Source organism: Rhizobium sp. UBA1881 (genome assembly GCF_002338015.1).
In the GTDB taxonomy this organism is placed as follows: domain Bacteria; phylum Pseudomonadota; class Alphaproteobacteria; order Rhizobiales; family Rhizobiaceae; genus Rhizobium.
Genome location: NZ_DDHH01000056.1, coordinates 26214 through 35320, shown reverse-complemented (window position 1 = coordinate 35320; position 9107 = coordinate 26214). Strand labels below are relative to the sequence as shown.

The 9107-nt window shown below is 61.4% G+C and carries 7 protein-coding genes; 1 reads left to right on the top strand and 6 read right to left on the bottom strand.

Going from position 1 to position 9107, the window contains the following annotated elements; all coding sequences use genetic code 11:
- The 6 genes from B3605_RS05555 to B3605_RS05530 form a co-directional block, all read right to left on the bottom strand.
- A partial coding sequence (locus B3605_RS05555) for a D-alanyl-D-alanine carboxypeptidase family protein (protein WP_296433174.1) occupies nt 1–622 on the bottom strand: 622 nt, incomplete at its 3' end.
- Between the two features lie 41 nt (nt 623–663).
- A complete protein-coding gene (locus B3605_RS05550; protein WP_112945591.1) occupies nt 664–1764 on the bottom strand; it encodes a septal ring lytic transglycosylase RlpA family protein in 1101 nt (366 codons plus the stop codon).
- Between the two features lie 227 nt (nt 1765–1991).
- Nucleotides 1992–2654 carry an outer membrane protein gene (locus B3605_RS05545; RefSeq protein ID WP_112945592.1) on the bottom strand — a complete coding sequence of 221 codons (663 nt, stop codon included), beginning with the start codon at nt 2652–2654 and terminating at the stop codon, nt 1992–1994.
- Nucleotides 2655–2798: 144 nt separating this feature from the next.
- Nucleotides 2799–4250 carry a pyridoxal phosphate-dependent decarboxylase family protein gene (locus B3605_RS05540; protein WP_296433171.1) on the bottom strand — a complete coding sequence of 484 codons (1452 nt, stop codon included), beginning with the start codon at nt 4248–4250 and terminating at the stop codon, nt 2799–2801.
- 23 nt (nt 4251–4273) lie between these two features.
- Nucleotides 4274–5803: a hypothetical protein gene (locus tag B3605_RS05535; protein WP_112973167.1), complete on the bottom strand. Its 1530-nt coding sequence runs from the start codon at nt 5801–5803 to the stop codon at nt 4274–4276.
- Nucleotides 5804–5838: 35 nt separating this feature from the next.
- A complete protein-coding gene (locus tag B3605_RS05530; protein WP_183794700.1) occupies nt 5839–7140 on the bottom strand; it encodes an ATP-grasp domain-containing protein in 1302 nt (433 codons plus the stop codon).
- 307 nt (nt 7141–7447) lie between these two features.
- Between B3605_RS05530 and B3605_RS05525 the strand changes: the two genes are divergently transcribed.
- On the top strand, nt 7448–9097 hold the full coding sequence (locus B3605_RS05525) for a phosphoethanolamine transferase (protein ID WP_183794702.1): 1650 nt from the start codon (nt 7448–7450) through the stop codon (nt 9095–9097).
- Nucleotides 9098–9107: the final 10 nt, after the last annotated feature.

The following is a 9107-nucleotide window of genomic DNA, read 5'->3' as shown; positions in this document are numbered from 1 at the left end:
GCTCTTCCGATCTGAAGTAGGGATAATAGGTCGGGTAGCCCTCTTGCAGCCGCTCCGCCAGCGCGACCATGTCATAGGCCGTGGTCTTGCTCTTACCGTCGGGAAGCCCGGTGGAGTTGGCGAAGATCGAGTGCTGCATGCCGAGCGTCTTTGCGCGTCGCGTCATGCTCTCGGCGAAAGCCGGCTCGCCGCCGCTCATGCCCTCGGCAAGAATGATGCAGCTGTCATTGGCGCCCTGGATGGCGATCCCTCGCACGAGATCCTCGACCCGCACGTTGGACTTCAGCGCCGCGAACATGGTCGCGGTACGCGACGGCGCGCCGCCGGTGCGCCAGGCAAATTCGGAGACGGGATATTGGGTATCGAGCGTGATCTGCTTGCTCGTCAAGGCATCGAAGACGAGTTCGACGGTCATAAGCTTGGCAAGCGAGGCCGGCGAGAAGGTCTGGTGTTCGTTCTTGGCAAGCAGCACCGTGCCGGTCGACGCTTCGACCATATAGGCTTGCGCGGCCTTGGTGACGAACGACTGATTGGTGTCGGCGGGTGCCGCCGCGGCATCGGTCGCAACGACCTGGGCCAGCGGCAACAGGCAGACACAGAGACGAAGCATATGTTTCAGCATCGAAACCCTCATCGATCCGGCCCCGAGGGACCTCGGAAACATTACTTCAGCGCAGACTTCGCTGCCTTCTGACGCTTGAATGATGCCAAAATGCTGTCTTCGGTCAAGCCGTCATTGCGAACCATGACCGCGTCGAAGGCGAGATCGACCGTCACGGTCTTTACGCCCTCTTCCTGGTAGCCCATGGCCATCGATCCCTGCTGCCAGCCATAGGGGCGCTCATAAGGATAGGGACCGATCTCGGGCAGCACGACCATTTCGCCGAACGACGCCGGCGCGGCATTGTCGAAGGACGGTGCGCGCAGCGGCGTCGGGACCGGAGCGGCGTTATAAGGCGCGCTCGGGGTCGAGCCGGCGTAGGAGGTGATCGACTGCGGCACGGGAACGCGGTCCTCAGCCGGCGGCGTGAAGCCGCCGAAGCTCTGGATCTCGTCGCGCGTGATGCGTTTGCTGTTGGAGGCGACCATGACGCCGGTGGCGATCTGCCCCTCGCCCGGATAGACGCCGGGAATACGGCTGCCCTTCGGCACGTAGGAGGCCATCAGATACGGCATGTCGTGGCCATCCATGCGGGCCTTGCCGACATACTGCACGCGCACATTGCCGGTACCGCTGTGCTGGAGATCGAGCAGATCGGCGGTCTTGTTCGAGAGGTCGATGATGCGACCTTCATGATAAGGGCCGCGGTCGTTGACGCGCACGATGATGGACGAGCCGTTTTCGACGTTCGTCACGCGCGCATAGCTCGGCAGCGGGAATGTCGGATGCGCGGCGGAAATGTGCATCTGGTCGTAGACTTCGCCATTGGCGGTCAGGCGACCATGGAAGGCCGAGCCGTACCAGGAGGCGATGCCGACCTTGTTGTAGGAGAAATCTTCCTTCGGGAAATAGGTCTTACCTTTGACGACATAGGGATTGCCGACGATGTAGCGACCGCCGCCCTTCGGGATATTGTTGCCGGTGGCGACACGCGGGCTCGCCTTGACGCCGTATTCCGACTCGGCAAAATATTCCTTGCCGTGCGTGCGCTTGGCTGTCGTCGTGGGTGCCGTTCCGCAAGCGGTAACCGTCGCACAGATAAGCGACAAACCTACCCACCGCATTGGTGTCGCAAATGCCGCCGCCCCGAAGTCTCGTCTCATATGTCCCACGCCGCTCAAGACCGTTATGGCTCAAAGTCCGCCTATTCAGGCAAAACAAGCCGTACCGCCATCAACCTAACGAGACTTTAATCATGCGACCTTCGCGGCGAATTTGCGAAAGCTTTCGCCGAGATAGAGACAATTCTAATGAATATGGTTAATGGATCGCTAAATTAATGAAGCGATCCAGCACATCCATGGCCTCCCCGACAGCGATCAATGAGCTGTCAGAAGTGAAACGACACACCCAGGTTAACGGCGTTCGTGAAGATGTTGGTCTTCAGATTGTCGCCGCTGTCGATCGGCACGTTCACGCGGGAGTAATTTCCCTTGTACTCGACGAAGGTCGACCAGCGGTCGGTGATGCGAAAATCCACACCGGCCTGGGCCTGGAGCGTCACGCCGCCGAACTCGTAATCGAAGGTCGTACCCTGGGGGCGCGTGACTTCGACATGCGGGACGTTGATGCCGACGCCGGCGCCGATATACGGCGTCCAGCGCTGGCCTTCGATCGGGAAGCGATAGAGCGCGTTGGCCGTCAGAAGGTTCAGGCCATCGGTGAATTCGAAATGCGACCAGCCGGATGTCGCCAGCGTCTTCTCGTCGGCATAGACCTTGGCGTGGGTATAATCGAGGGAGAAGCCGAGGTTCGGATGATTGAAGTTCTCGAGCCACCAGGTGACGCGAGCACCATAATAGGGCGGCGAGCCGAAGGACTTGCCTTCCCAACCGGCATTGAAATGCGTGCCGTCGGAGACATCCACGCCGCTATGCGGTGCCGTCTGGTAGCCACCATAGGCGGAGAACTGCAAATCCTCGGCCTTTGCCGGAGCGTAGAGACAGGCTGCGGTAACGAGTGCGTATGTGGAGAGGCGGAATGCGCGGCGCATGAATGGTCCCCGGGTTGCGATGGTCGGGATATTCGCCGCCGTTTGTAACAGGGCTATTTCAGTAGCACCGCTCGTCTGATTCATTTGCCGCGTAGTGTCTGCAAGACAACAGTGCCTGAGTGGCTACGCTGCCGACGCCTCGTCTCAGGCTCGCGGATACCGGTCGAGGTAATGCGTCAGGATCTTGAGAAACACGTCGATGTCCTCGCTGGTCGTACGGTGATTGACGATCGCGCAGCGCACCACGAGTTCGCCCTGCAGCGTCGTCCAGGAGGGCACCGCCAATCCCTGCTCATGAAGATCAAGCACGAGATCGCGGATGAAGCCATCGTCGGCATCGCGAATGCCGAAGCAGACGATGTTGAGGCCAACCGGCGCCTTTATCTCGAAGCGAGGATCGCGCTTGAGGTTTGCGGCGAGATAGCGGGCGAGTTCGCAGGTGCGCGCGATGGCATTGCCCATCCGCTCCATTCCGAGCGTTTCGATCGTCATCCAGGTCTTCAGCGCTCGGAAGCCTCTCGAAAGATCGGGGCCCAGATCGCAAGGCCATGTCTCGCCAGCGGCAAGCCCCCTGCCCGACCGTTGCAAATATGCGGCCGGTTGGGCGAATGCGCGCTTGTGCGCATCACTGTCGCGAACCAACAGGAAGCCGGCGTCATAGGGCACGTGGCCCCATTTGTGGAAGTCGAGGGCGATCGAGGCAGACCGCTCGATGCCGGAGAAAAGCTGGCGCATTTCCGGCGACAGCATGGCCAGAGCGCCGATGGCCCCATCGACGTGGAACCAGATGTTTTCCGCTTCGGCGAGCTTCGATATATCCAGAAGAGGATCGATCGCACCTGTGTTCACCGTGCCTGCCGTGCCGACCACGAGAAACGGGAGCAAGCCCTCCGCACGGTCTTGCGCGATCGCTCCGGCCAGCGCCTCGACGCTCATGCGGCCGGCGTCGTCGACCGCGATAGATCTCAGGTTCGCGGAGCCTATCCCTGACAGCTCCATGGCCTGCGCGATGCAGACATGCGCTTGCGAGGATGTGTAGGCGACCAATTGTCGGTCGGCCTTGCGCAATCCGTCCCGTCGCACGGTTTCGCCCAAGGCCTCGGTGCGGGCGATGGTCAATGCCAGGAAATTGGCCATCGACGAACCGGTGACGAAAAGGCCGCTTGCCGATGAGGGATAGCCAAGCACTTGCGCCATCCATAGGGCGACCTGCTTTTCGACCTCGATACCCACATGATCGCGGCCACCGCAATTCATGTTCAAGCCGGCGGCGACCATCTCCGCCACCATGCCAACGGGTGTGCCAGCGCCATGGACCCAGCCCATGAACAGCGGATGCAGATTGCCGGTGGCGTGGGGAAAGACATGCGCGCGGATATCATCGAGCACATCGTCAAGCGCACGGGGATCATCCGGCAACGCGCGGGCGAACCTTGACCGCGTATCCGACGGCATCTGCTGCCAGACCGGCTTTTGTCTGACATTGGCAATATGATCGATGGTGTCGTCGAGCATGCGGTGGGCTGCTTCGCGAAACGCTTGCCAGTCCGTGGGGTCGAGGCTCGTCGACTTCTTCAGATCCGGACCTTCCGGCATGTCCGTTTTCGCAATCCGTGACATCAGAGCCCTCGATCAGCCCTGGAGACGGCGGCCCATTTATCGAACACGATGTCGAGATCGTCGGCGATCGGCCGCATTGCCTTCTCCATTGTGTCACCGCCGGCCAGTCTGTCGGACACCGCGTTGATATCGATCGCCGAGGCCGCGACCCTGAGGATCGTGCGGGCGCCCAGATTGACTGCCTGCCCGATATGGCAGACCGGTCCAATGTCGTTCTCGCGGAGCGCCAGATGGAGCCTTTGCGCCTGCGCAAGCGACGCGAAGCGATTGTCTTCGGCAGTGATGGTCAAGGGGAAGATGGCGCGATCAACGATATGATCGCCTTCGTCGTCCGGATGGATCAATAAGCCTTCCATATGCTCGGCGCGGGCGCGCACAAGGTCTGCGAAGGCCTGCTTGATGCGACGCTGGACGGCGGTGTCGATTGCGGCCAGGGGCTTCAGTTGCTCAAGCGCAGCTGTCCACCTGAGGCCCAGGCCGAGATTGAAGTGCGATCCGAATTGCTGATCATTGCCGCCGCGCAGACGCGCTGGCCAATCATGAAGGGCCGTGTAATCGGAAAGCCCCGACGCAAACGCGCGCTTCGTAGCGAGTTCCTCGACGAGCGCCGGCGGTATGGCGAGCGCACCCGCGAAGGGCGGTCCGGCTAGGAACTTCGAGCCGGTGACCGCGACGAGAAAGCCGTCGGCGATATCCCGGGCGAGCGCGGCGGCGCTGCAGCGAAACTGGCAGGCATCGACGAGAACGCGAACACGTCCGGGCGCGCGCGCAGAGATATACCGAGCAGCCTGTCGCGAGACGCCGGTCAGGCCCGTCTTGGAGGTATCCAGAACATGGACAAGGACATCCCTGTCGCGCTTCAGCGCGTCCTCGGCAAGCGATATGACATCGGCGTCGACATCATCGGGGTTTCGCGCCTGGCCCGTCGCGTTGCGGATCGCCACCGCCTGAACTTCGATGCGATCGGCGGTAATACCGGCGAGCATCTCGCCCGCTCTCACGGCGTGGCCCAGCGCCGTCACATCCGCGAAATGGCGGCCTGAGGCAGCGCGCGGTACGCCGCTGCCGGTTTCCTCAGGCGCGATCAGGATGTTGGTGATCGGGCGTGGCGACAGCGCAAGCATCAGGCCGAGCGCGAGAAGTTCCACGTCGGTTCCGGATGCGGCAAGCACAATGCCGCTCTCGTCGCATCCGATGTTGCGGCCGATACGGCCGCGCATCTCGGCGAACCATTCGTCGACGGCGATCGCAGCGGCGCCATCGACGCCGAACAGCCGCTTCAGCTGATGGCCGGCAGCGATGAAGCCCTGCGGCGAGACGTTGCTCGCAGTTGTGGACGCGAAGGAAATCTCGTCCTTGGCCGCAGTGGTGCGGGTTCCGTATCGATTACGGCCGCTTGCTGCATCAGGCCAGATACGGCTATCGCCGCCTCCCGCGAACAGAAGCGACAGCGTGTGGTCGATACTGGCCGCGTCCAGCTTGTGCCGGTAATCAGGAACGAGTTCGGCCATCGTCCTGATAGCGAACATGTCGTCTCCGGATCTGGTGGCCCTCGAAGCTGCGATCACAGCACTTCCACAAGCGACACGACGCCTGCCTGATTGGAGCCGTGTGCCTGTTGGCCTCGCAGAGGCTTACCGTCCCGCGTGCGGCTGGCCAGCGCATCTTCGAATGCGGCAAACAGGGTTGCCATCGACTGCTTCTTGTAGGGGAAGACGGTCGCGGAATCCATCGAATGGACGATCATCGCGACGTCTGCTTCAAACAGCAGCAGGCGACCGTCCGACAGCTCGGCGCAATCGATGGCGAAGTAGTCCAGGCCGAGGCGGCGATGGAGTGCTGCAAACGCATCGGCATGCCGTACGGCGAAATCGGTGTCGAAATCCGCCATCCAAGACGCTTCCTCAAGCCGCCGCTCCGCATGCTCCGCCATGCCGGCGTTGAGGTAGTGCACCATCCAGTGGTCGGAGATCGCCAGATGGCTCGCATAGGGCTTGCCATCGATGACCGCGATACGCTGCTTGCGAAACTTGCCGTCGTCGTCGCTGTAGTCGACGAAGGGAGCAATGTAGAACTCGGCTTCCGGGCGGCTGGTGAGATAGGCGGCAATCGCATCGGTCGAGCCGATCTTTTCCATTCCATGCCCGGCGTGGGTGCCGATCGGGCGAAGGATGATCGGGAAGGATGTCAATCCGTCCATCGCCGCGATCGGGAGCAGGCCCGCTGCCAGATCGACGAGTGTCTGGCGAGCGATCCGCGTTGTCACCGGAGCGAGAATGGTGGGCTCGTTGCGGAAGGCACTAGCCACGCCCTCGCGTGACAGATCGATGACCCGGCGCGGCGCATTGTTCACGATCGGGCCGGTCCAGCTTGTCAGCAGATGCTCGAGGTTTTCCAGCACGGCCAGATTTTCGGGCGACTCGCCGACGGCGACGAAGGCCACGTCATGCTCGGGCACATCGTCCAGGTGCGGCGTCAGCTCATCGACGTAGTGGAGAAAGATATTCGCATCTGAGCTCTCAAGCAGGAATTCGATCGGCGTATTGGCCATGAAATCGCCGCGGGTGGCGATCACGAGGACGCGAAGGCCCGACCCGCTGCCGTTGCGAATATGGTATTTGCGGCTCATCTCCAGCGCGCCCTTCTGGGTGATGGCGGCTTCTTGGCTCTTGCCGAGGGTTTGCAGGATGATCGCGAGGTCCATGAAGGCGCCCGCATCGGAGACGTCGGCGGATACCCGCGCCATCAGCGCATCCCAATAGGGCGAAATGTCCTTGCCCTCATAGACCGTGCGAACGATCGCCGCCTTGCCCGCTATCGCGTGCAGGTCTTCAAATTCGTGCATCTGGGCGGCGGCAGTTTTCACGGGCATCAACTCCATTGAACCGGCCTGATCGACTGCGGCGTGACTCGCCGCGCTATCACCGGTTTGCAAATATTCGAGCTCACTTGTGTGCCCGGTTGCTTGCGTGGGCCTTGCTGTTTTGAGCGGACCACGTCTCGGCGCCATACGCCACGACCACCGGTCGCTTGTGGGCGCACACGTGCCGACGCCATCACGATTGTCTTGGAAATTCAGGCTGATGTCAGGGTTGTGCAGCACTTACGGGCCGGCGGCGGGACGAGGTTGGCCAGGCCGCCGCGATGTGCAAGCAACCTCGAGAAGTATCGGCATGACAGAGAAAAGCGACGTGCGTAAATCCCTGCCGGCGCGTCCACGCATCGGCAGCGTGACCCTGTCCGCCATCGTCGGCCTTTATCTCGTCTTGTTCACCAATTTCACTTTCTGGAAGAAGGTGCACGCCTATCTCGGCTTCGAGCCGGGTGCCGTTGTCGCGCTCTATATCGCGATCGCCATGCTGTTCATCGGCGCGATCACGCTGCTCTCCGCGAAATATGTGATCAAGCCGGTGCTGATCTTCCTGATCATCGCGGCGGCGATGGCGGCGTGGTTCACGGATTCCTTCGGTGTCATCCTCGACAGCGACATGATCCGCAACGCGATGCAGACGACGCCGGCGGAGGCGCAACATCTGATCACGCCCGGTCTACTGCTGCACGCGTTGTTGTATGGCGTTATCCCTATCGCGCTGGTCCTATGGGTGCGCGTGGTTCATCGCCCGATCCTGCAAAAGCTCATGTGGAACAGCCTGACCGTCATAGCCTGTTTAGCGGTCTTTGCCATTGCGGCCCTCACCTATTCGAAAACCTATACGGCGGCCATTCGGCAGCATCGCGATATGTTGAAGAGCCTCAACCCCATCGTCCCGATCGTCAGCACCGCGAAGTACTTCGTCCAGACGGGAGAAGAGGCCAGGCTGGTGGTCGCACCGATTGGACTGGATGCGAAGGTCGCGACGCCCGCGGGCACCACCGACAAACCGCGCGTGACGATCATCATCGCCGGAGAAACCGCGCGCGCGATGAACTTCTCGCTCGGCGGCTATCATCGCGACACCAATCCGGAACTTGAGAAGCAGGACATTATCTATTTCCCGAATGCCACGAGTTGCGGCACGGCGACTGCAACGTCGATCCCCTGCATGTTTTCCCAGTTCACTCGGGACAACTTCGATCATGCCAAAGGCCTCGCCAACGAGGGGCTGATGGATGTGCTCGCCCATGCCGGGATCGACACGGCATGGCTCGACAACAACACGGGCAGCAAGGGCGTCGCCGATCGGATCACCTATATCGACCTCGCGAAGTCCACCGATGCTCGCTACTGCAGCGGCGGCGAATGCCAGGATGGGATCTTTCTCGACAAGTTCGACGAATGGCTGGCCAATGTGAAGAAGGACAGCGTTCTGGTGCTTCACCAGATGGGAAGCCACGGGCCGGCCTATTATCTGCGATATCCGGCGGCGTTTCGGAAGTTCACGCCCGAATGCCAGACGGCCGAGCTTGGCAATTGCAAGGATGCCGACATCGTCAACGCCTACGACAACACCATTCTCTACACAGATCACTTCCTGTCCGGCATCATCGACAAGCTGAAGGCCCGCAGCGACAAGATTGCGGCCGGGATGATCTACATGTCCGACCACGGCGAATCGCTCGGCGAAAACGGTCTCTACCTCCACGGGACGCCCTACATCTTCGCACCGGAGGAACAGACGCATGTGCCGTTCCTCGTGTGGCTCGACCCGGACTTCCGGAAATCGATGGGCGTGGACATGGCATGCGTGGCGCGGCAGCGTGCACAGCCGACCTCTCACGACAACCTCTTTCACAGCGTTCTCGGAATGATGAACGTCACCACGAGCGCCTACGACCCGAAACTCGACGTGTTCGCCGGCTGCATGCCTCGCAAAGGGGCTTGATCAGTCAAAG